Annotated in this window: 20 protein-coding genes; 14 read left to right on the top strand and 6 right to left on the bottom strand. The window is 68.8% G+C overall.

Translation table 11 applies throughout. The features are described 5' to 3' along the window. The first annotated feature begins 171 nt into the window (after nt 1–171). The 3 genes from toxA to AC4OR5_RS21005 all read left to right on the top strand — a co-directional run bounded on the left by toxA (nt 172) and on the right by AC4OR5_RS21005 (nt 5121). Complete coding sequence (toxA, locus tag AC4OR5_RS21015) at nt 172–2088, top strand: exotoxin A (protein WP_058159976.1); 1917 nt, start codon at nt 172–174, stop codon at nt 2086–2088. Nucleotides 2089–2347: 259 nt separating this feature from the next. Next, nucleotides 2348–3838, top strand: a complete 1491-nt coding sequence (locus tag AC4OR5_RS21010) for an APC family permease (RefSeq protein WP_058159975.1) — start codon at nt 2348–2350, stop codon at nt 3836–3838. Between the two features lie 101 nt (nt 3839–3939). Then, nucleotides 3940–5121 carry an iron-containing alcohol dehydrogenase gene (locus tag AC4OR5_RS21005; RefSeq protein ID WP_003101834.1) on the top strand — a complete coding sequence of 394 codons (1182 nt, stop codon included), beginning with the start codon at nt 3940–3942 and terminating at the stop codon, nt 5119–5121. 4 nt (nt 5122–5125) lie between these two features. On the opposite strand, the gene AC4OR5_RS21000 is transcribed toward AC4OR5_RS21005, so the two are convergent. Continuing rightward, the gene (locus AC4OR5_RS21000; protein WP_003086538.1) at nt 5126–6028 is read right to left on the bottom strand and encodes a LysR family transcriptional regulator; all 903 of its coding nucleotides are present in this window, start codon (nt 6026–6028) and stop codon (nt 5126–5128) included. Nucleotides 6029–6521: 493 nt separating this feature from the next. On the opposite strand from AC4OR5_RS21000, the gene AC4OR5_RS20995 reads away from it, so the two are divergent. The 5 genes from AC4OR5_RS20995 to AC4OR5_RS20975 all read left to right on the top strand — a co-directional run bounded on the left by AC4OR5_RS20995 (nt 6522) and on the right by AC4OR5_RS20975 (nt 11420). After that, a complete protein-coding gene (locus AC4OR5_RS20995; RefSeq protein ID WP_023106994.1) occupies nt 6522–7856 on the top strand; it encodes an MFS transporter in 1335 nt (444 codons plus the stop codon). Between the two features lie 67 nt (nt 7857–7923). Further along, the gene (locus tag AC4OR5_RS20990; protein WP_058159974.1) at nt 7924–8577 is read left to right on the top strand and encodes an HAD family hydrolase; all 654 of its coding nucleotides are present in this window, start codon (nt 7924–7926) and stop codon (nt 8575–8577) included. A gap of 85 nt (nt 8578–8662) precedes the next feature. Beyond that, nucleotides 8663–9379, top strand: a complete 717-nt coding sequence (locus tag AC4OR5_RS20985; protein ID WP_003086532.1) for a UTRA domain-containing protein — start codon at nt 8663–8665, stop codon at nt 9377–9379. A gap of 165 nt (nt 9380–9544) precedes the next feature. Then, complete coding sequence (locus AC4OR5_RS20980) at nt 9545–10447, top strand: LysR family transcriptional regulator (protein ID WP_003109090.1); 903 nt, start codon at nt 9545–9547, stop codon at nt 10445–10447. A 136-nt stretch (nt 10448–10583) separates the two neighbouring features. After that, nucleotides 10584–11420: a bifunctional allantoicase/(S)-ureidoglycine aminohydrolase gene (locus AC4OR5_RS20975; protein ID WP_003086528.1), complete on the top strand. Its 837-nt coding sequence runs from the start codon at nt 10584–10586 to the stop codon at nt 11418–11420. 97 nt (nt 11421–11517) lie between these two features. On the opposite strand, the gene AC4OR5_RS20970 is transcribed toward AC4OR5_RS20975, so the two are convergent. Both AC4OR5_RS20970 and AC4OR5_RS20965 read right to left on the bottom strand, forming a co-directional pair. Further along, complete coding sequence (locus AC4OR5_RS20970; protein ID WP_003082304.1) at nt 11518–12366, bottom strand: CAP domain-containing protein; 849 nt, start codon at nt 12364–12366, stop codon at nt 11518–11520. A gap of 90 nt (nt 12367–12456) precedes the next feature. Next, complete coding sequence (locus AC4OR5_RS20965; protein WP_034027781.1) at nt 12457–13332, bottom strand: LysR family transcriptional regulator; 876 nt, start codon at nt 13330–13332, stop codon at nt 12457–12459. A 145-nt stretch (nt 13333–13477) separates the two neighbouring features. On the opposite strand from AC4OR5_RS20965, the gene AC4OR5_RS20960 reads away from it, so the two are divergent. Then, nucleotides 13478–14464: an NAD(P)H-quinone oxidoreductase gene (locus AC4OR5_RS20960; RefSeq protein WP_116271235.1), complete on the top strand. Its 987-nt coding sequence runs from the start codon at nt 13478–13480 to the stop codon at nt 14462–14464. Nucleotides 14465–14470: 6 nt separating this feature from the next. On the opposite strand, the gene AC4OR5_RS20955 is transcribed toward AC4OR5_RS20960, so the two are convergent. Next, nucleotides 14471–15202, bottom strand: coding sequence for a PA1136 family autoinducer-binding transcriptional regulator (locus AC4OR5_RS20955; protein ID WP_034024495.1), 732 nt, complete (start codon nt 15200–15202; stop codon nt 14471–14473). 171 nt (nt 15203–15373) lie between these two features. Between AC4OR5_RS20955 and hchA the strand changes: the two genes are divergently transcribed. The 3 genes from hchA (at nt 15374) to AC4OR5_RS20940 (ending at nt 17335) form a co-directional block, all read left to right on the top strand. Further along, nucleotides 15374–16249, top strand: coding sequence for a glyoxalase III HchA (gene hchA, locus AC4OR5_RS20950; protein ID WP_003086519.1), 876 nt, complete (start codon nt 15374–15376; stop codon nt 16247–16249). Between the two features lie 255 nt (nt 16250–16504). Further along, nucleotides 16505–16918 (top strand): thiol-disulfide oxidoreductase DCC family protein, encoded by a 414-nt coding sequence (locus AC4OR5_RS20945; RefSeq protein ID WP_023095954.1) that lies wholly within the window; start codon nt 16505–16507, stop codon nt 16916–16918. Between the two features lie 66 nt (nt 16919–16984). After that, complete coding sequence (locus AC4OR5_RS20940) at nt 16985–17335, top strand: DUF7079 family protein (RefSeq protein WP_003133878.1); 351 nt, start codon at nt 16985–16987, stop codon at nt 17333–17335. A gap of 9 nt (nt 17336–17344) precedes the next feature. Here the strand turns inward: AC4OR5_RS20940 and AC4OR5_RS20935 are convergent, their stop codons facing one another. Continuing rightward, complete coding sequence (locus AC4OR5_RS20935; protein ID WP_073647482.1) at nt 17345–18034, bottom strand: hypothetical protein; 690 nt, start codon at nt 18032–18034, stop codon at nt 17345–17347. Between the two features lie 311 nt (nt 18035–18345). Here AC4OR5_RS20935 and AC4OR5_RS20930 point away from each other — a divergent pair, with 311 nt between their 5' ends. Further along, the gene (locus AC4OR5_RS20930; protein ID WP_058159972.1) at nt 18346–19614 is read left to right on the top strand and encodes an MFS transporter; all 1269 of its coding nucleotides are present in this window, start codon (nt 18346–18348) and stop codon (nt 19612–19614) included. Next, nucleotides 19602–20579 carry a rhamnosyltransferase gene (locus tag AC4OR5_RS20925; RefSeq protein WP_058159971.1) on the top strand — a complete coding sequence of 326 codons (978 nt, stop codon included), beginning with the start codon at nt 19602–19604 and terminating at the stop codon, nt 20577–20579. The genes AC4OR5_RS20930 and AC4OR5_RS20925 overlap by 13 nt, the downstream gene beginning before the upstream one ends. Here the strand turns inward: AC4OR5_RS20925 and AC4OR5_RS20920 are convergent. Next, nucleotides 20576–20983 carry a FosA family fosfomycin resistance glutathione transferase gene (locus tag AC4OR5_RS20920; RefSeq protein ID WP_003082280.1) on the bottom strand — a complete coding sequence of 136 codons (408 nt, stop codon included), beginning with the start codon at nt 20981–20983 and terminating at the stop codon, nt 20576–20578. The genes AC4OR5_RS20925 and AC4OR5_RS20920 overlap by 4 nt on opposite strands. Nucleotides 20984–21011: the final 28 nt, after the last annotated feature.

Below are 21011 nucleotides of genomic sequence, written 5' to 3'. Positions count from 1 at the left end.
CTTCCACTCTGCAATCCAGTTCATAAATCCCATAAAAGCCCTCTTCCGCTCCCCGCCAGCCTCCCCGCATCCCGCACCCTAGACGCCCCGCCGCTCTCCGCCGGCTCGCCCGACAAGAAAAACCAACCGCTCGATCAGCCTCATCCTTCACCCATCACAGGAGCCATCGCGATGCACCTGACACCCCATTGGATCCCCCTGGTCGCCAGCCTCGGCCTGCTCGCCGGCGGCTCGTCCGCGTCCGCCGCCGAGGAAGCCTTCGACCTCTGGAACGAATGCGCCAAAGCCTGCGTGCTCGACCTCAAGGACGGCGTGCGTTCCAGCCGCATGAGCGTCGACCCGGCCATCGCCGACACCAACGGCCAGGGCGTGCTGCACTACTCCATGGTCCTGGAGGGCGGCAACGACGCGCTCAAGCTGGCCATCGACAACGCCCTCAGCATCACCAGCGACGGCCTGACCATCCGCCTCGAAGGCGGCGTCGAGCCGAACAAGCCGGTGCGCTACAGCTACACGCGCCAGGCGCGCGGCAGTTGGTCGCTGAACTGGCTGGTACCGATCGGCCACGAGAAGCCCTCGAACATCAAGGTGTTCATCCACGAACTGAACGCCGGCAACCAGCTCAGCCACATGTCGCCGATCTACACCATCGAGATGGGCGACGAGTTGCTGGCGAAGCTGGCGCGCGATGCCACCTTCTTCGTCAGGGCGCACGAGAGCAACGAGATGCAGCCGACGCTCGCCATCAGCCATGCCGGGGTCAGCGTGGTCATGGCCCAGGCCCAGCCGCGCCGGGAAAAGCGCTGGAGCGAATGGGCCAGCGGCAAGGTGTTGTGCCTGCTCGACCCGCTGGACGGGGTCTACAACTACCTCGCCCAGCAGCGCTGCAACCTCGACGATACCTGGGAAGGCAAGATCTACCGGGTGCTCGCCGGCAACCCGGCGAAGCATGACCTGGACATCAAGCCCACGGTCATCAGTCATCGCCTGCACTTCCCCGAGGGCGGCAGCCTGGCCGCGCTGACCGCGCACCAGGCTTGCCACCTGCCGCTGGAGACTTTCACCCGTCATCGCCAGCCGCGCGGCTGGGAACAACTGGAGCAGTGCGGCTATCCGGTGCAGCGGCTGGTCGCCCTCTACCTGGCGGCGCGGCTGCCGTGGAACCAGGTCGACCAGGTGATCCGCAACGCCCTGGCCAGCCCCGGCAGCGGCGGCGACCTGGGCGAAGCGATCCGCGAGCAGCCGGAGCAGGCCCGTCTGGCCCTGACCCTGGCCGCCGCCGAGAGCGAGCGCTTCGTCCGGCAGGGCACCGGCAACGACGAGGCCGGCGCGGCCAGCGCCGACGTGGTGAGCCTGACCTGCCCGGTCGCCGCCGGTGAATGCGCGGGCCCGGCGGACAGCGGCGACGCCCTGCTGGAGCGCAACTATCCCACTGGCGCGGAGTTCCTCGGCGACGGCGGCGACGTCAGCTTCAGCACCCGCGGCACGCAGAACTGGACGGTGGAGCGGCTGCTCCAGGCGCACCGCCAACTGGAGGAGCGCGGCTATGTGTTCGTCGGCTACCACGGCACCTTCCTCGAAGCGGCGCAAAGCATCGTCTTCGGCGGGGTGCGCGCGCGCAGCCAGGACCTCGACGCGATCTGGCGCGGTTTCTATATCGCCGGCGATCCGGCGCTGGCCTACGGCTACGCCCAGGACCAGGAACCCGACGCACGCGGCCGGATCCGCAACGGTGCCCTGCTGCGGGTCTATGTGCCGCGCTCGAGCCTGCCGGGCTTCTACCGCACCAGCCTGACCCTGGCCGCGCCGGAGGCGGCGGGCGAGGTCGAGCGGCTGATCGGCCATCCGCTGCCGCTGCGCCTGGACGCCATCACCGGCCCCGAGGAGGAAGGCGGGCGCCTGGAGACCATCCTCGGCTGGCCGCTGGCCGAGCGCACCGTAGTGATTCCCTCGGCGATCCCCACCGACCCGCGCAACGTCGGCGGCGACCTCGACCCATCCAGCATCCCCGACCAAGAACAGGCGATCAGCGCCCTGCCGAACTACGCCAGCCAGCCCGGCAAACCGCCGCGCGAGGACCTGAAGTAACTGCCGCGACCGGCCGGCTCCCTTCGCAGGAGCCGGCCTCCTCGGGGCCTGGCCATACATCAGGTTTTCCTGATGCCAGCCCAATCGAATATGAATTCATCCTGATAGGTAATCCGCCTAACCTGCGTCTGCCACGCTTTCGCTCGTCCCGGAAGCGGCCATAACAATTCCAATAGCCGACGAGGACTCTCCATGCTCACCCATCGCATCGGTGGCATCCGCCTTTCCCCTTCCCCGCAGCGCTCGCCCGGAGACCGCCATGACTGATCTCCGCGATACCTCCCGCGACGAACGCCTGCTGGCGGCCCACGGCTATCGCCAGGAACTGGAGCGCGGGCTGAGCCTGTGGTCGTCCTTTTCCGTCGGCTTCGCCACCATCTCGCCGGTGGTGGGCATCTACTCGGTGATGTCCCTCGGCGCCATGAGCATGGGCCCCTCCTGGGTCTGGGTGGTGCCGCTGTGCCTGCTGCTGCAGTTCGGCGTGGCGCTGGTCTACGCCGAGCTGTCCTCGCAGTTTCCGCTGGCCGGCGGCTGCTACCAGTGGGTGCGGCGCCTGGTGGGCGACCGCCTGGCCTGGTTCACCGGCTTCCTCTACCTGGCTTCGGCGCTGGCCTCGCTGACTACCGTGGCCTACCTCGGCGGCTTCTGGCTCGGCCTGCTGGCGACCGGCGCGCCGCCGTCGGCCAACGGCCAGGTGCTCTGCGGCGCGCTGCTGCTGGCGCTGGGCCTGGCGGTGAACCTGCTGGGGATCAACCCGCTGAAGTACTTCGTCAATGCCGGGATCGTCGCCGAGGCCATCGCCTCCATCGGCATCGGCGTGCTGTTGCTGCTGTTCTTCCGCAACCATCCGCTCGACCTGCTGTTCAGCGGCCCGGGCGGCACAGGCGATGCGGACGGCGCCTACCTGGACGGCGTGCTGACCGCGCTGGCGGTGGGCGGCTGGGCCTTCCTCGGCTTCGACGCCTGCTCGCAGATTTCCGAGGAAACCACCGATGCCCGCGTCTCCACTCCCCGGGCGATCCTGCGCTCGATGCTGGTGGTGGGACTCACCGTGATGCTCACCGCCTTCGCCGTGACCCTGTCCTACCAGGACATCGGCGCGGTGGTCAGCGGCCAGGTGGTCGACCCGGTCACCCCGGCGGTGGTGGACGCCTTCGGCGCCTGGGCCGAGCGGCCCTTCGTCGCAGTGGTGCTGATCGCCTTCATCGCCTGCGTGGTGTCGGTGCAGACCTACATCGGCCGGGCGATCTTCGGCATGGCGCGCGACGCCATCCTGCCCGGCTCCGCCCTGCTGCGCCGGGTCGACCGGCGCAAGGTGCCGATGGCGGCGATGGTCTGCAGCACGCTGCTGGCCAGCCTCGGCCTGGCCCTGGGGCTGAACGCCACGGCGGTCGGCACGCTGATCGCGTTCGGCAGCGGCGGTTTCTTCGTGGTCTTCCTGATCGTCGCCGCCTGCGCCCTCTGGGCCCGCCTCGTCGGCCGCTGGGACCCGGACAAGGGCGCCTTGCGCCTGGGACGCGCGGGGCTGGCGGTGAACGTCCTGGCAGTCGCCTGGCTGTCGTTCGAGGCGCTCAACGTCGCCTGGCCGCGGGCCAGCCTCGCCCCGCCCGACGCGCCGTGGTTCCAGGTCTGGGCGGTGGTCGTGGTGTTCTCCGCGCTGGCCGCGTTCGGCCTGCTCTACATGGTCATCGCCAAGCCGCATCGGCGCATCGCCACCAGCCTCAGCTTCGCCGCTCCGCCGGCGGACTGACCCGCACGCGCCGGCCGTTCCGGCGCCTCCTCCGGTTGTTCCCGCACGCTGGCTTCGCGCCCGGCGGGGCCCGGCTCATCCTGCTTTCACGGAGCATCGCCATGAGCGACCTGCATTACTGGAACTACCCCACCGATATCCTCTGCGGCGTCGGCGCCCTGGAACAACTGCCGAGGCGTTGCGCGCTGGCGGGCGCGCGCCGGCCCCTGCTGGTCACCGATCCCGGCATGCTCGCCCTGGAGCCCCTGCGCCTGGTGCGCGAGTGCCTGGAACGCGCCGGCATCGACCATGACCTGTTCCACGAACTGTCGAGCAACCCCAGCCTCGCTGAAGTCCACGGCGGCGCCAGGCGCTTCGAGGCCGGCGGGCATGACGCGCTGATCGCCCTCGGCGGCGGAAGCGCCCTCGACGCGGCCAAGGGAATCGCCCTGCTCAGCCGCGATCCGCACGGCCTCGAACGCTTCGAATGGACGCAGACGCTGCGCAGCTATCCGACCCTCGCCGACTACCCGCTGCTCGGCCTGCCGCCGCTGCTGGCGCTGCCCACGACCGCCGGCACCGGCTCGGAACTGGGACGCGAGGCGGTGCTGACCGACACGCAACTGGGCATCAAGCGGGTGGTCGGCCACCGCGAGCTACTGGCCGCCTGCGTATTCCTCGACCCGCGCCTGACCCGCGGGTTGCCGCCGGCGCTGAGCGCCGCCACCGGCATGGACGCCCTCACCCATCACCTGGAGGCGCTGTTCTCGCCGCTCTACCATCCGATGTCGGCGGGCATCGCCCTGGAAGGCGTGCGCCTGGTCAGGCAGCACCTGGAAAACGCCGTGCGCGACGGCAACGACCTCGCCGCCCGGGAAGGCATGCTGGTAGCCTCGGCCAGCGCCGCGGTGGCATTCCAGAAGGGGCTTGGCGGGGTCCACGCCCTGGCCCACCCGCTGGGCGCTCGCCATCACCTGCACCACGGCCTGCTGAACGCCGTGCTGCTGCCCTACGTTCTGCTGGCCAACCGCCCGGCGATAGAAGCCGACGCCGCGCGCCTGGCGCGCTACCTGGAACTCGACGAAGCGAGCTTCGACGGCCTGCTGGCGTGGATCCTCGAACTGCGCGCGCGCATCGGCATCCCGGCGAACCTCGCCGCCCTCGGCCTGGACGGCGAGGACGCGCAATGGGTGGGCGAGCAGGCGCTGGCCGACCTGTCCTCCTCGGCGACCAACGCCCTGCCGCTCGATGCCCGGGATTATGCGCGCATCTACCGCCAGGCGGTGGCCGGGACTCTCGCCTGAGCGCTCAGGACGCCAGGCCGTGGACCTGCAGCAGGTCGTCGATGAAGGCGCGGGCGGCTTCGCTGAGGGGGCGCCCGGCATAGACGATCATGCTGTGCTCCACCGGATAGCTCAGCCGCTCCGGCAACAGCGCGCGCATCCGCCCGCGCTCGATCCAGGCTTCGGCGTAATGGGTCGGCAGGTAGCCCAGGTGGGTGCCGGCCAGCACGGCATGGGCGACCGCTTCCATGTGGTAGGCGGTGGCGCGGCTGCGCGACGGGCGTAGCGGCAGGACCAGGTTTTCCGGCAGGAAGCCGTGCATCACCCAGTCGCAGGCGGCGATCCGCTCCAGGGTCGGCTGCGCCTCGGCGAACAGCGGATGGCGATCGCCACAGAACACGCCGATCTCTTCGCGATACAGCGGGCGGTATTCGAGGCTCGGCCGCGAACGGCTGAAATAGGAGATCGCCAGGTCCAGCTCGCCTTCGATCACCGCCAGTTCCAGCTCGGTGGGCGAATTGACGAAAAGGTTCAGCTGGACATCCTGGTCGCGCCGCTGGAAGCGCGCCAGCGCATCGCCGAAACGGGCCTGGGGCAAGGTCGCGAGATTGTCCGCCAGGCCCAGGTACAGCTCTCCGACCAAACGTCCGGACAACGCCTGCGCCTGGTCGCGAAACAGGCCGATGGCGTCGAACATCGTTCGCGAAGCCTCCAGCACCCGGCGGCCCTTGGCGGTCAGTCGGAAGCCGCCCTTGCCGCGCTCGCAGAGCCGGTAGCCGAGGCGCTTCTCCAGGCTGGCGATGTGCATGCTGATGTTCGACTGGCTCATGTTCAGCTCGGCCTGGGCCGCGGTGAAACCGCCGCACTTCACCACGCAGGCGAAGATGCGCAACAGACGCAGGTCTAGGTCGGTGACGTTTCTCAGCATGGCGGTCCGATCCGGCGCGAGGTCCCGCAGTCTAGCCGAGCGCCGCGACACGCGGCCATCCAGCGGCGGCGCACGGCGCGCCAGAGGCGCTGGCACATCATCGAAAATCTGGTCTATTCCAATTTCTTGAAAATACGCGAAAAAGTCCCGCCCAAAGGTGCAACCAGCACAAGAAAACGCACCAATACCGGGCAATCCCTCGAAAAAATCGAATGGTTTCGCTCTATTTTTGGTCTAGACCATAAAAATACCCGGTGCTAGATTGACCTTCGCCAGCCGGCCCAGCCTGTCCGGATCGGCGCCACGCACCGCCGCCACACCTTCACAATCCATCTCAGCCTCGGCAGGACCGAGCAGGAGCGCGCCGACAGCCAACCTTGCGCACGAAAAAAGCCATGGAAAAGGCATCTGGCCTAGACCATGCATCCGGACAGCTTTGCAGCAGCACAACAAGAACAACCTCCCCGCACTGTCTAGACCCATAGGGACCCACATGAACAACCACAACGGTACCCTGCACCGTGGCTGGCAATCGCTCCAGCGCTGGCGCATCCAGATCTTCGTCATCACCTGGTTGGCCTACGCCGCCTTCTACTTCACCCGCAAGGCCTTCTCGGTGGCCAAGCTCGGCATCGCCGAAGACCCCTCCTTCGAACTCGACAAGAGCGCTATGGCCGATCTCGATGCCCTCTACCTGGCCGCCTACGCCGTGGGCCAGTTCATGTGGGGGGTGTTCGCCGACCGCTTCGGCACCCGCGTGGTGGTGCTCGGCGGTTTGCTCACCTCGGCGCTGGCGGCGCTGGCGATGGGTACCTTCGCCACCCTGCCGATCTTCGCCGCCTGCATGGTGGTCCAGGGCCTGGCGCAGTCCACCGGCTGGTCGGGGCTGTGCAAGAACATCGGCGCCTTCTTCGCCACCTACGAGCGAGGCCGCGTGCTCGGCCTGTGGAGCACCTGCTACGCCTTCGGCGGGCTGGTGGCGACGCCGTTCGCCGGCTGGTGCGCCTACCGGTTGACGCATGACTGGCGCATGGCCTTCCTGTCCTCGGCGGGAGTGGTGCTGGCGGTGGCCGTGCTGTTCTTCTTCCTCCAGCGCAACCGTCCGCAGGACGTCGGCCTGCCGCCCGTGGAGGCCGAGGCCGCGCCCCCCGCCGACGCGCCCCGGCCGAGCCATTCCGGCGCCCTGCTGAAGGCGCTCAGGAATCCCCACGTGCTGGTCCTCGGCATCGCCTACTTCCTGCTCAAGCCGGCGCGCTACGCGATCCTGCTCTGGGGCCCGGTGATCATCTACGAACGCATGCCGGAGATCGGCAAGGTCGCCTCGGCCATCGTGCCTTCGGCCTTCGAGGTCGCCGGGCTGGCCGGGCCGATCCTCATCGGCCTGGCCTCGGACAAGCTGTTCGGCGCCCGCCGCATGCCGGCCTGCGTGCTCAGCCTGGCGGCGCTGACCCTGAGCCTGGCGCTGTTCGTCCCGGCGATGCAGAGCGGCAGCCTGTACCTGGTGGTCGGCCTGCTGTTCATGATGGGCGTCACCCTCTACGGGCCGGACTCGATGATCAGCGGCGCCGCCGCCATCGACTTCGGTACCAGCGAGGCGGCCGGCACCGCCACCGGCTTCGTCAACGGCTGCGGCTCGGTCGGGGCGATCCTCGGCGGCCTGCTGCCGGGCTACTTCGACACCCTCACGGTGTTCTTCGTGTTCACCGCCACCGCGCTGCTCGCTAGCCTGCTGCTGGTGCCGTTCTGGAACAGCCGGCCGGGCGCGCGCCGCGTCGAACCGAAGGCGCATGCCGGCGGGCCGCTGCTGGCGGCCGGCAAGCCGCGTTGAAACCTCGCCGAACCACCGCCCGGCGCCAGGCGCGCCGGGCCAATCCCTAGCGAACAAGGAACCGCCTATGCCACTTGCCCTCTTCGACCTCGACGACACCCTGATCGACGGCGACTGCGCGACCCTCTGGGGGCGCTACATGACCGAACTGGGCTGGGTCGAGAAGACCGCCTTCCTGCACCAGGAACGCCGCCTCATGGAACTCTATGCCGAGGGCCGGCTGGCCATGGAGGACTACATGGACTTCAGCCTGGCGCCCATCGCCGGCCGCACCCCGGCGGAAATCGCCGGCGCCGTCGAGGATTTCGTCGTGCGGATCGTTGCGCCGCGCATCCACGCCGACGCCGTGCGCTGCCTGGAACGCCACCGCCAGGCCGGCGACCGCCTGCTGATCATCTCCGCCTCGGCGCACTTCCTGGTCAGCGCCATCGGCCGCCGGCTGGGGGTGGACGAGGTGCTGGCGATCGACATCGAGGAGCGCGACGGCCTCTACACCGGGCGCACCCGCGGCACCCTCACCTACCGCGAGGGCAAGGTCCGCCGCCTCGATGCCTGGCTGGCCCAGGAGGGCGAGATGCTGGCCGGCGCGACCTTCTATTCCGACTCGCGCAACGACCTGCCGCTGCTTTCGCGGGTCGACCGGCCGCACACGGTGAACCCCGACCCGGCGCTGCTCGGGCACGCCCGCGAGGCCGGCTGGCCGGTGCTGGAATGGCGCTGAGAAGGCGCGTCGCGCTATACCGCCGGCGGCCCGGAAGCATTACCCTGTAGCCCCCCCCCCGGAGCCCCAGCGGAGAAGCGTCGATATGCGCGACGAGCCGTCCCGACCCCTGACGGTGATCTACCAGTCCCTGCGCGAGCAGATCGAGCGCGGCCTGCTCGCGCGCGGCAGCAAGCTGCCCAGCGAACGGCAGTTGAGCGAGCTGTTCTCGACCACCCGCATCACCCTGCGCGAGGCGCTCGGCCAGTTGGAGGACCAGGGCCTGATCTACCGCGAGGAACGCCGCGGCTGGTTCGTCTCGCCGCAGCGGCTGCTGTACAACCCGCTGGTGCGCAGCCACTTCCACGCGATGGTCGCCGACCAGGGCCGGGTGCCGGAGACCGAGGTGCTCGGTGCGGCGATGATCCCGGCCAGCGTCGACATCTGCCAGCGCCTGGAGCTGCCGGCGCTGTCGCGGGTGTTCCAGATCCGCCGGGCGCGGCGGGTCGACGGGCGGCTGGTGCTGTACGTCGAGCACTACCTGAATCCCGCCTACTTTCCCGGCATCGAGCGCTTCGACCTGACTCGCTCGCTGACCGATCTCTACGCCAACCACTACGGCATCCGCTACGGCCGGGTGCGCTTCGAGATGGTCCCGACCATCCTCCCGGCGGAAGCCGCCGGGCCGCTGCGGGTTTCGGTGGGCAGCCCGGCGCTGCAGATCGTGCGGGTCAACCGCGACCAGGCGGGCCGCCTGATCGACTGCGACCTGGAGTACTGGCGCCACGACGCACTGCAGGTCAACGTCGAGGTGCCCGAGTAGCGCTCCGCGGTCCTGTTCCTGGTGCATGCATGACCGCCTGGCGGGTTTCCCGCCGCTTCCAGCGCATTGGTCGACCGCTGGGCACGCTGCGTCGACGCTGAGCGGTTGCCGCTGACGGCACGGCCTGCTAAAAGCGGCGAAAACATTCGAAAATGCGATACGACCATGAGCGACAGTGAAAAATCGAATAGCCGCCTGTTCGACCTCGACCTGCTCCGCGCCATCGTCACGGTGGCCGACTGCGGCAGCTTCACCACTGCCGCCGCGCGCCTGCACTCGACCCAGTCGACCGTCAGCCAGAAGGTTCGCCGCCTGGAGGAAATGGCCGGACACCGCCTGCTGGAGCGCGGCAACCGCGACGTGTTGCCGACCGACGCCGGCGATACGCTGCTCGGCTACGCCCGTCGCCTGCTGGCGCTGAACGACGAACTGGCCGAGGCGCTGTCCGGCGCCACGGTGGCGCTGACGGTGCGCATCGGCGTGCCGGACGACTTCGCCGCCGGCCGTACCACCGAGCGACTGGCGGCCTTCAACCGGCGTTATCCACAGGTCAAGCTGGAAGTCACCAGCGGCATGAGCCGCGACCTCAGCGCCAGCTACGACCGCGGCGAACTGGACCTGGTGCTGCTCAAGCAGCGCCGCGCCAGCCGCGAGGCACTGGCCTGCTGGCCGGAAAAGACATGCTGGGTGGACAGCGCCAGGAACCCCTGCATCGACCTCGACCCGCTGCCCATCGTCACCTTCCCGCCGCGCGGGGTCTACCGCGACGAGATGATCGCCGCCCTGGAAGCGGTCGGCCGGCGCTGGCACATCAGCTTCACCAGTTCCAGCCTCAGCGGCCTGCAATCGGCCATCGCCGACGGCATGGGCATCGGCCTGCTGCCGTTGCGCGCGGTGAGCGCAGGCCACGCGGTGCTGCCGAAGAACGCCGGGCTGCCGGCGGTGGACGTGTTCGAAGTGGCGCTGCTGCACCGGCCGGCGGCGGATCCGATGGTGAAGGCGCTGGCGCGCGTGCTGTCGCGGGTGCTGGCGGAAGATACCCGGAGCCGGCCCGCATTCGAAAAATGAATATGCTGGATTCCAACATTTAATTTGTGCATGCGCTAGGCGCTGGATATCGTTGCCGTCAGCAACGGCTCGCGCCCGCCCGTTTCGCTCCGGCGGCGCGTGCGCCGGCAGCAAGACAACAACGAGGAAACGCTCCATGTCCAAGTCCAGCTACTACGCGCCGCACGGCGGGCACCCGGCACAGACCGAGCTGCTCACCGACCGGGCGATGTTCACCGAAGCCTATGCCGTGATTCCCAAGGGGGTGATGCGCGATATCGTCACCAGCCACCTGCCGTTCTGGGACAACATGCGCATGTGGGTGATCGCCCGCCCGCTGTCCGGCTTCGCCGAGACCTTCTCGCAGTACATCGTCGAACTGGCGCCCAACGGCGGCAGCGACAAACCGGAGCAGGATCCCAACGCCGAGGCCGTGCTGTTCGTCGTCGAAGGCGAGCTGAGCCTGACCCTGCAGGGCCAGGTCCACGCCATGCAGCCGGGCGGCTACGCCTTCATTCCGCCGGGCGCCGACTACAAGGTGCGCAATACCACCGGCCAGCACACCCGCTTCCACTGGATCCGCAAGCACTACCAGAAGGTCGACGGCGTACCGCTGCCGGAAGCCTTCGTCACCAACGAGCAGGACATCCAGCCGCTGGTGATGCCGGACACCGAAGGCCGCTGGAGCACCACCCGCTTCGTCGACATGAGCGACATGCGCCACGACATGCACGTCAACATCGTCAACTTCGAGCCGGGCGGCGTGATCCCCTTCGCCGAGACCCACGTGATGGAGCACGGCCTGTACGTGCTGGAAGGCAAGGCGGTGTACCGCCTGAACCAGGACTGGGTCGAGGTAGAGGCCGGCGACTTCATGTGGCTGCGCGCCTTCTGCCCGCAGGCCTGCTATTCGGGCGGCCCGGGGCGCTTCCGCTACCTGCTGTACAAGGATGTCAACCGGCACATGCGCCTGACTCTCAATGCGCCGCATTGAGGGCGGGACAGGCTGAAAGGGAACCCGGCGCCATGGCGCCGGGTTTTTCGTTTGCGGAAGGCGCCCAGCCCGTCGTCAGCTCCGGGCGCGGAGGACTTCAGGGCGAACCGAACATGGCCGTCCAGTAGATTCCCGCGTCGCTCTTCGGATCGGTGGCGTAGGCCGCGCCCAGCTCGCGGTAGCCGGGGTTCATCAGGTTGGCGCAGTGGCCCGGGCTGGCCAGCCAGCCGTCGACCACCTTGTCCACCCCGTCCTGGCCGGCGGCGATGTTTTCGCCGATCAGCCCGCCGCTGTAGCCGGCCAGCTCGGCGCGGTCGCCGGGGGTGCGGCCGTCGCGGTCGAGGTGGTCGAAGAAGTTGCCGTTGGCCATCGCCCGCGAATGCGCTTCGGCGGCGCCGCCAAGGGTGGCGTTCCAGGCCAGCGGCTGGGCCGCTGCGTAGGGCTTGCCACCGCACTGGCGGGCTTGCCCGCGGGCGGCGTTGATCCGTTCCAGGAGCTTCTGCCCTTCCGCCTGCCAATCGCCCATGCCGCCGCGCAGCAATGGCCGGGCGAGGACGATGCGCCAGTCGCGGTCCTGGCGGCTGACGCCGACGTCGACGAATTGCGGGTCGAGCACCACGCGGCAGAAGCTTTCCTGCAGCGCCTTCATCGCCGCGCCGGCATCGCGCGGCCCGGAAAGGCTGATCGACTGCACGTTGACCATCGGGTAGGCGGCCTGCGCCATCGCCTGCTGCAGGTCGCCGGCGGCATTCACCGGCAAGGCCAGGCGCGGGTCGGCGGCCAGCGGCGGCAGTTCGCCGCTGGCCTGCCCGCCGCAGGACTGCACCTGGCCACGGTAGGCGTTGATCGCCTCGACCAGTTGCGCCTCGTCGGCGGCACTGGCGGCCGCTGCGAGCGCCAGTCCGAGCGTCAGTACGGCCAAACGCGGGATGCTTGGGATTGCCATGAAAATCTCCTCGATCTGATGGCGCCTATGATGCGCGATTCCGCGGCGCGCCGCCGCATTCGACCGGAACCCGGCGCCGGCGTTGCAGGCTCAGGCCGGCGCTTCGGCGAACGCCTCCACCAGCCGCTCGATCACCGCGCGGACCCGCGCGGTGTGGCGCAGGTCCTTGTGGGTAACCATCCACACCTCGTATGGCCGGCGTCGCTCGCGCTGCGGCCAGACCCGCACCAGTCCGTCGTGCTCGCCCATGTACAGCGGCAGCTCGCAGAGCCCCAGGCCACGCGCCAGGGCCTGGCGCACCATCATGTTGGAATTCACCGCGATGACCACCCGGCCGTCGCGGATCGGCTCGCCGCCCAGGGTCAGTTCGCGCTGGCTGTGCCAATAGGGTTCGTACATCACCAGGTCGTGGCCGCGGAAACGCTCGCCGGGCACCGGTACGCCGTGGCGCCGCAGGTAGTCCGCGGAAGCGAACAGGCCCATGGGCCAACTGGCGAGTTTTCTCAGGATCAAATCGGGATTTTCCGGCCGCAGGGTGCGAATCGCGATGTCGGTCTCGCGCTTGGGCAGGTCGACCACGGCCGAAGCGCTGTCGAGCAGCACGCGGATATCCGGGTGTTCAAGGTGCAGGCGGGCCAGGGCGGGTAGCACGAAGTCGACGGCCAGGGAGTCGGTGGTGGACAACCGCACCTCGCCGGACAGTCGGTGGTCCATCCCGCGGGTCCGCCGCAGCAACTCCAGGGCCGAGCGTTCCATCTTCTCGGCCAGTTCGAAGGCCGCCTCGCCGGCCGGGGTCAGCAGGTAGCCGGACGAGGTGCGCAGGAACAGGGTCGAGCCCAACGCCGCCTCCAGCGACGCCAGCCGCCGGCCCACCGTGGCCTGGTCGACGTGAAGCGCGCGGGCGGCGCCGCGCAGGGTGTGCTCGCGGCAGAGCGCGAGGAAGACGCGGGTGTCGTCCCAATTCATGGCGGTTTTCCTGATGCATTTTCGCATCAGTCTAATGAAAAAGCGCTGCGCGACCACGGCATCCGCGCTGATTACCATGCGAACCAGGTCCGAACCATTTTCCCAGGAGCATGCGATGAGCAGTACGAACCGATTTCCCGAACGAATGACCGCCATCGAGATCGCCCGGCCCGGCGGCCCCGAGGTACTGGTGGCGACCAGCCGGCCGCTGCCGACGCCCGGCCCGCGCGAGGTTCTGGTCGAAGTCCGCGCCGCCGGCGTCAACGGTCCCGACGTGCTTCAGCGCAAGGGCGTGTACGACCCGCCGCCCGGCGCCTCGGACATTCCCGGCCTGGAGATCGCCGGCACGGTGCGGGCGGTCGGCAGCGAGGTCAGCCGCTTCGCCGTCGGCGAGGCGGTGATGGCGTTGATTCCCGGCGGCGGCTACGCGCAGTTCGCGGTGGCCGACGAGCGCACCACCCTGCACCTGCCCGACGGCCTGAGCATGGAGGAAGCGGCGGCGCTGCCGGAAACCTTCATGACCGTCTGGGTCAACCTGTTCCAGCGCGGTGGCTTCAAGGCCGGCGAGACGCTGCTGGTCCACGGTGGCGCCTCCGGCATCGGCACCACCGCGACCATGCTGGGCAAGGCCTTCGGCGCGGCGAAGATCTTCACCACGATCTCCAGCGAGGCCCAGCGCGAGGCCAGCCTGCGCCTCGGCGCTGACCTGGCGATCGACTACACCGAGCAGGATTTCGTCGAGGAAGTGCTGCGCGGCACCGAAGGTCGCGGGGTCGATGTGATCGTCGATATCGTTGCCGGCGACTATGTGACGCGGAACTACCAGGCGGCGGCGATGAACGGACGGATCGTGCAGATCGGCGTGATCAAGGGCCAGGCCGCAGAAGTCGACCTGTTCCCGATGCTGAGCAAGCGCCTGGTCCATCTTGGCTCGACCCTGCGCTCGCGAAGCCACGACGAGAAAGGCGCGATCATCGCCGAACTGGAGCACCAGGTCTGGCCGCACGTGCGCGCCGGCACTGTCCGGCCGCAAGTGTTCCGCACCTTCCCTCTGGAACAGGCGCGCCAGGCCCACGAACTGATGGACTCCGGCCAGCACATCGGCAAGATCGTCCTCACGTCCGCTCCCTGAGGCGGCTCAGACCTCGATATCGCCCAGGCGCAGCGCCCGCGCCACCGCCTGGGCGGTGGACGCCGCGCCGAGACGGCGGCGGGCGGCACGCAGGTGATTCTCCACGGTGCGCTCGGAAATCATCAGGATCGCCGCCACCTCCGCTTGCTGCTTGCCCAGGGCGATCCATTGCAGGACTTCCCGCTCGCGCTCGCTGAGCGCTTGCGCATCGCCCGCCGGCACGGGACCGCGCAGGCGCTTCAGGGCGAAAAACAGGATCGGGCAGAAGGCCTGGGCGGCGAGCTTGCAACCGGCTTCCAGGTCCAGCCGCTCGCCGGCAAAAGACACCGCGCCCTCCAGGCCGTTGCGGCCGAACACCGGCACCTGCATGCCATTGACCTGGCCGAGGTCGCGGACCCCACGGACGATGCGGTAGGTCATGCGCGCGGGATCCTCCGAGGGGCTCTTCGACCAGAAGAACGGCTCGTCCAGTTCGAGGATGTGCCGGGTGACCGGACAGTGCAGAAGATAGGCGTCGCGCTCCTGGGCGCTGCGCCCCTCGGCCCAGTCGCCATGGACGAAGAACAGCTCGTCGATCAGTTCGTCCTCGCCGGGGCGGGGGAACAGGCTGCAGACGATCACCCGGTCGAAGCCCAGGCGTGCGGCGAACTCCACCATCTCGCGGCAGACCGCCTCGGTGGTAGCGGCCTTGCGCAGCCGGGCGACGCTGTCGAAGAGAAGGCTGGCGTAGTCGGTCATGGCGCGGGCGTTCCTGGCTTTTCCCGCATGATCCCCGGCTTGCCGGCAAAAGCCCATAGGGGAAAACCCTCAGGCGACCGATCGTGGGTTAGGGGATTTCCCCTATTTCGCCGGCCGGCGACCCCGCCTATGGTCTTGGTGCGACCTCCATCACGCAGAAAGGAACGAGCCATGAGCAACGAGCGCGATACCAGCAGAACCCCGACGCCCGACCACGCCGAGCACAACGCGTTCTTTCCCTCGCCCTATTCCCTGAGCCAGTACACCTCGGCGAAGACCGACTTCGACGGCGCCGACTACCCGACCCCGTACAAGGGCGGCAAGAAGGTGCTGATGATCGGTACCGACGAACGCTACATCCTGATGCAGAACGGCAGCATGTTCTCCACCGGCAACCACCCGGTGGAAATGCTCCTACCGATGTACCACCTGGACAAGGCCGGCTTCGAGTTCGATGTCGCCACGCTCTCCGGCAACCCGGTGAAGCTGGAGATGTGGGCGATGCCCGGCGAGGACGAGGCGGTGAAGAGCATCTACGCGAAGTACCTGCCCAAGCTGAAAGCGCCGCAGAAGCTCGCCGACCTCCTGGAGCAGGCCGTCGCCGACGACTCGCCGTACGCCGCGGTGTTCGTTCCCGGCGGCCACGGCGTGCTGGCGGGCATTCCGCACAGCCGGGAGGTGAAACGGCTGCTCAATGCCTTCCTCGCCAAGGACCGCTACATCATTACCCTTTGCCACGGTCCGGCCTGCCTGCTGGCACCGGCGGTCGAGGAGAAGCCGGAGGACTACCCGTTCAAGGGCTACGAGATCTGCGTGTTCCCCGACGCCCTGGACACCGGAGCCAACCTGGAGATCGGCTACATGCCGGGCCCGCTGCCCTGGCTGGTGGGCGAGAACCTGCAGAAGCTCGGGGTGAAGATCCTCAACAAGGGCATCACCGGCCAGGTCCACCGCGACCGCAAGCTGCTCACCGGCGACAGCCCGCTGGCCTCCAACAACCTTGGCAAGCTGGCCGCCAAGACCCTTCTCGAAGCGTTCGCCCGCTGATTCCCCGCGGCGCCCCGTCCGTGCTCCACGGACGGGGACATCTCCCGCTCGTCCCGGCGTCATCGAACTTAAACCGGGCAGGCGCAGCATCGTCCTTCAGGAAGAGGAATGGCGCGTTGCCCGGCGCCGTCCGGCGAAAGACGAATCGATGACCGCACAGAAAGAAAACTCTGACAGCACACCGACTAGTCGTCCTCCCTTCCCGCCGTTACGGTTCCGGGCTTGCGCACAAAGCCGAACCCAAGGGGGCCCCTCATGTCACTGCCGCCGTACCTCCAGCCCGGCGACAAGGTCGTGTTGTACGACCAGCACTGCCGCTTCTGCACGCTCTGGAGCGGTTTCCTGGCACGCCGCGCCGACCACCGGCTGAAGCTGCTTGCCGCGCAGTCCGCCGAAGGTCTGGCGATTCTCGATTGGTTCGGGCTGGCACCCGATCATTTCGACACCTGGCTGTTCGTCGACGGCGCCTACGCCTGCGACGACAACGATGCCCTGCTCGAGGTGCTGCGCCTGTTGCCGGGCCCCTGGCGTCACCTGCGCTGGCTGCGCCTGCTGCCAGCCTGGCTGCGCGACGAGTGCCACGAGGCGCTACGGCGCAACCGCTGGCGCTGGTTCGGCCGCCAGCGCCCGCCCCTCCGTCGTCGCTCCTGGCGTCCCCGTCGGGCCTGACGCCTCTCCGCACTGGCCGTGGCGGGTTATGCTGCCTGCGCACCAGCCTGCGGACCCATACCTGCCATGGCCCTTGACCCGAGCCAACGCCGACGACTGCGCCACGCGCTATCCGACGCCTTCGTCGACACTCTCTTGGAGCCCGAGGATATCGCCCGGCGGATAAAGGGCGTCGACCCGGCGTTGCTGGAACGGTTGTTCTTCGAGGAGGTGGCGCCGGTCTGCCACGGCAACCTGCTCAGCCCCGCTCCGGCGGTCTGGACCGCCTTCGACGAGGCCTGGCTGGAAGAGGCCATCGAGCGACGCCTGGCGCGGCAAAGGAGCAGCGCCCTGCGACGCTGGCACGAGCGCTGCCTGGTCGCCTGGCTGCGATGGCGATACGCCGACACCTGGCGCGCGATCGCCGGCGCTCTTTGAACGAGCGCCTCAGCGAAATACCGAATGGATGAGCTTGCCGGCCTTCTTCGTGTCGACCGCCTGCTGGCGTACCGGCGGCAGCGGCTCGCGCTTGTCCTTGTCTGCCTCGTTCATCTGCGCCACCCAGGCGTCCACCCGATCGCGGCTGACGGCGCCGTAGTTGAGACGGCAGCTGTCGACGAGGGTCTTGCCCTTCTTCTCCTTGTAGCTGCACTGCACGCGGAAGTCGCCGATGTAGTTGGTGGCGAAGCTCTCGGCACGGAACGGCGCGGAGAACGGCTTGGAGGTATAGGTCTCGTAGTAGTAGTCGGTTTTGGTCAGCGGCGTAGAACGACAGTTGGACTCCACGTTTACCGACGTGTGGGTGACGCTGCGCTTCCTTTTCTGGACCGTCTTCTCCAGCGCCTCGCCGTTGGCCTCGCAGCGCTCCTCGTACGCACCGGTCTCGCGGGTGACGGTATAGGACAGGTACCTCACCTCGAACTCGTAAAGCTCGTAGTAGCGCGGCGTCAGTGCGAGGCTGAACAGCTCGGAGTACGACGAGGTGGTGACGTGGGCCGCATGGGTCTTGGAGGCGGGATCGCGGAAACGCAGGGTCAGGCGGGTGGACGGGTCGTTGCTGCCGGTGTTCTCGAAGCCGACCACGCCGGTGACGAAGCTGGGCGGATCGCCGGCGCGCATGGAGAACCAGGACGACACCGAGCCCTGGTTCGCCGGGTTGATGTTGCAGCCCGCCAGCGATGCCATGCAGGCGAGCACGGCAGGTAGCTTTCCTTTTCTGGGCGTCATTGAAATCCCTTTGCTCGCGACAGGAGGAAAATATCGTTAGGAAACAACGTTGGAGGCCGGCAAGGATACCCGACTGGCGCACGGGTCGCATCATTATGACATCACGCCGCCCGCCGGCGTTGCCGCGACCGTTCGTCGAACCTGTGAATTCCGGTAGTTTCCCTTGCCGTCGCTGGCGTCCCAGGATCGGGATTTCCTGTGTTCGCCGGGAGGATCCTGGCGTGTCCACGACCAGCCTCTGCCCCTCCGCCACGCGGGAACACGGTCCCGGCGCGAAACGCGTCCTGCCTCTGCTGTTCCTCACCTGCCTGCTGGATGCCGCTGGCGTCGGCCTGATCGTGCCCCTGCTGCCGACGCTGATCGGCGGCGTGGCGCCGCTGGCGGTCCGCGACGCGGCCACCTGGGGCGCCGCCCTGGTGATGACCTTCGCGCTGCTGCAATTGTTCTTTTCGCCGGTCCTCGGCAGCCTCAGCGACCGCTTCGGACGCCGCCCCGTCCTGGTCCTGGCGATGCTCGGCTTCGCCCTCAGCTATCTGCTGCTGGCGCTGGCCGACAGCCTCTGGATGCTGTTCCTCGGTCGCGCGCTGGCCGGGCTCACCGGCGCCAGCGTGGCCACCGCGATGGCCTGCGCGGCTGACCTCGGCACGCACGGGCAGCGCACCCGGCACTTCGGCTGGCTGTACGCCGGCCTCGCCCTGGGCATGATCCTCGGCCCCGCCCTCGGTGGGCTGCTGGCGGTGCACGGCACGACGCTGCCGCTGTTGCTGGCCGCCGGCCTGTGCCTGCTCAACGCCCTGCTCGCCGGCCTGTTCCTCGAGGAAACCCTGCCCCCCGCGCGACGCCGCCGGCTGGATCCGAGGCGGATGAACGCCTTGCGCTCGATCAGCGGCCTGGCTCGGCAACCCGGGGTCGGACGCCTGCTGGCGGTGCTTGCCCTGGTATTCCTCGGCCTGCAGGCGGTGATGGTGGTCTGGCCGTTCTTCGTGATCGAGAAGTTTCACTGGAGCAGCGCCTGGATCGGCTACTCGCTGGCCCTCTACGGCGTACTCGCGGTGCTCGCCCAGACCCTCGGCGTGAACCTCTGCAAGCGGCGCCTGGACGACGCCCGCCTGCTGCGCCTGGGCCTCGCCCTGCAAGGCTGCGGCCTGCTGCTGTTCGCCCTGGTCGACTCGTCATTCTGGCTGGTCTGCGCGCTGCTGCCCTTCGCGCTCGGCAGCCTCGCCACCCCGGCCATGCAGGGGCTGCTCTCGGCCCGCGTGCCGGTCGATCGCCAGGGCGAGTTGCAGGGCGTGCTGAGCAGCCTGATGAGCCTCGCCGCGATCGTCGGTCCGCCGCTGATGAGCGGCCTGTTCCACTGGGGCAGCGGTCCGCTCGCGCCAGTGCCCCTGGCCGGCGCGCCATTCCTCGCCGGCGCCCTTCTCGTTCTGGCCGGGCTGGTCCTGGCCTGGCAACTTCGACCTACGGGAGAAGACCGATCATGGACCGGATAGACATGGGCGTGCTGGTGGTGCTGTTCAATCCTGGCGACGACGACCTGGAACACCTTGGCGAACTGTCGGCGGCCTTTCCGCAACTGCGCTTCCTCGCCGTCGACAACTCGCCGCACAGCGATCCGCAGCGCAACGCCCGGCTGCGCGGGCAAGGCATCGCCGTGCTCTACCACGGCAACCGGCAGGGCATCGCCGGCGCCTTCAACCAGGGGCTCGACACGCTGTTCCGGCGCGGCCTGCAGGGTGTGCTGCTGCTCGACCAGGACTCCCGTCCCGGCGGCGCCTTCCTCGCCGCCCAATGGCGCAACCTGCAGGCATGCAACGGCCAGGCCTGCCTGCTCGGTCCACGGATCTTCGACCGGGGCGACCGGCGCTTCCTGCCGGCCATCCACCTCGACGGGCTGGCGCTCAGGCAACTGTCCCTGGACGGCCTGACGACCCCACAGCGCACCTCGTTCCTGATCTCCTCCGGCTGCCTGCTGACCCGCGAGGCCTACCAGCGCCTCGGCCACTTCGACGAGGAACTGTTCATCGACCACGTGGACACCGAGTACAGCCTGCGCGCCCAGGCGCTGGACGTGCCCCTGTACGTCGACCCGCGGCTGGTCCTCGAGCACCGCATCGGCACGCGCAAGACCCACCGCCTCGGCGGTCTCAGCCTCAGCGCGATGAACCACGCCCCGCTGCGCCGCTACTACCTGGCGCGCAACGGCCTGCTGGTCCTGCGCCGCTACGCCCGGTCCTCGCCGCTGGCCCTGCTGGCGAACCTGCCGACCCTGACCCAGGGCCTCGCGGTGCTCCTGCTCGAACGCGACAAGCTGCTCAAGCTGCGCTGCCTGGGCTGGGGCCTGTGGGACGGCCTGCGGGGGCGCGGCGGCGCACTGGAGCGCAACCGCCCGCGCCTGCTGAAGCGCCTCGCCGGTCCGGCCGTGGCGTCCGTAGCTTCCGGCAAGGCCAAGGCCTAGTCGGCGAAACGCATTCCCGCATAGGGCGCTTGCCGGCACGCCGCGAGCCGGCTGCGCAGGTCGCCGACGTGGGCCTCCAGGCGATGGCCGTCCGGGTCGAGGAAGTAGAACGAATCGCCCTCGCTGCGGTTCTGCTTCCATTCGCGCACGCCATGCGCGCGCAGCTGCGCGGCGAAGCGGGCGAAGTCCGCGGCGGCGATGCCGAAGGCGTAGTGCGTGTAGTCCGCGGCCGGCCCGCCGTACTGCGGCTCCCGGGACAGGCACAGCCACAGCGAACCCAGTTCGAGATAGGCGCCCTGGTCCCAGCGCGCTTCCAGGCGAAAGCCGAGAAGATCGCGGTAGAAGGCGATGCTGGCCGGCAGGTCGGCGACCGCCAGGGTCAGGTGATTGAGACCGGTGAGCATGGGGGCTCCTTGCAAGGTGTGGCGGGAG

Source organism: Pseudomonas sp. YA1 (genome assembly GCF_058680555.1).
This window is presented reverse-complemented; position numbering and strand designations above follow the sequence as displayed.

Bases quoted from the DNA above. Each gene is read 5' to 3' on its own strand.
- toxA (WP_058159976.1), top strand. From the start codon at position 172: ATGCACCTGACACCCCATTGGATCCCCCTGGTCGCCAGCCTCGGCCTG.
- AC4OR5_RS21010 (WP_058159975.1), top strand. From the start codon at position 2,348: ATGACTGATCTCCGCGATACCTCCCGCGACGAACGCCTGCTGGCGGCC.
- AC4OR5_RS21005 (WP_003101834.1), top strand. From the start codon at position 3,940: ATGAGCGACCTGCATTACTGGAACTACCCCACCGATATCCTCTGCGGC.
- AC4OR5_RS21000 (WP_003086538.1), bottom strand. From the start codon at position 6,028: ATGCTGAGAAACGTCACCGACCTAGACCTGCGTCTGTTGCGCATCTTC.
- AC4OR5_RS20995 (WP_023106994.1), top strand. From the start codon at position 6,522: ATGAACAACCACAACGGTACCCTGCACCGTGGCTGGCAATCGCTCCAG.
- AC4OR5_RS20990 (WP_058159974.1), top strand. From the start codon at position 7,924: ATGCCACTTGCCCTCTTCGACCTCGACGACACCCTGATCGACGGCGAC.
- AC4OR5_RS20985 (WP_003086532.1), top strand. From the start codon at position 8,663: ATGCGCGACGAGCCGTCCCGACCCCTGACGGTGATCTACCAGTCCCTG.
- AC4OR5_RS20980 (WP_003109090.1), top strand. From the start codon at position 9,545: ATGAGCGACAGTGAAAAATCGAATAGCCGCCTGTTCGACCTCGACCTG.
- AC4OR5_RS20975 (WP_003086528.1), top strand. From the start codon at position 10,584: ATGTCCAAGTCCAGCTACTACGCGCCGCACGGCGGGCACCCGGCACAG.
- AC4OR5_RS20970 (WP_003082304.1), bottom strand. From the start codon at position 12,366: ATGGCAATCCCAAGCATCCCGCGTTTGGCCGTACTGACGCTCGGACTG.
- AC4OR5_RS20965 (WP_034027781.1), bottom strand. From the start codon at position 13,332: ATGAATTGGGACGACACCCGCGTCTTCCTCGCGCTCTGCCGCGAGCAC.
- AC4OR5_RS20960 (WP_116271235.1), top strand. From the start codon at position 13,478: ATGACCGCCATCGAGATCGCCCGGCCCGGCGGCCCCGAGGTACTGGTG.
- AC4OR5_RS20955 (WP_034024495.1), bottom strand. From the start codon at position 15,202: ATGACCGACTACGCCAGCCTTCTCTTCGACAGCGTCGCCCGGCTGCGC.
- hchA (WP_003086519.1), top strand. From the start codon at position 15,374: ATGAGCAACGAGCGCGATACCAGCAGAACCCCGACGCCCGACCACGCC.
- AC4OR5_RS20945 (WP_023095954.1), top strand. From the start codon at position 16,505: ATGTCACTGCCGCCGTACCTCCAGCCCGGCGACAAGGTCGTGTTGTAC.
- AC4OR5_RS20940 (WP_003133878.1), top strand. From the start codon at position 16,985: ATGGCCCTTGACCCGAGCCAACGCCGACGACTGCGCCACGCGCTATCC.
- AC4OR5_RS20925 (WP_058159971.1), top strand. From the start codon at position 19,602: ATGGACCGGATAGACATGGGCGTGCTGGTGGTGCTGTTCAATCCTGGC.
- AC4OR5_RS20920 (WP_003082280.1), bottom strand. From the start codon at position 20,983: ATGCTCACCGGTCTCAATCACCTGACCCTGGCGGTCGCCGACCTGCCG.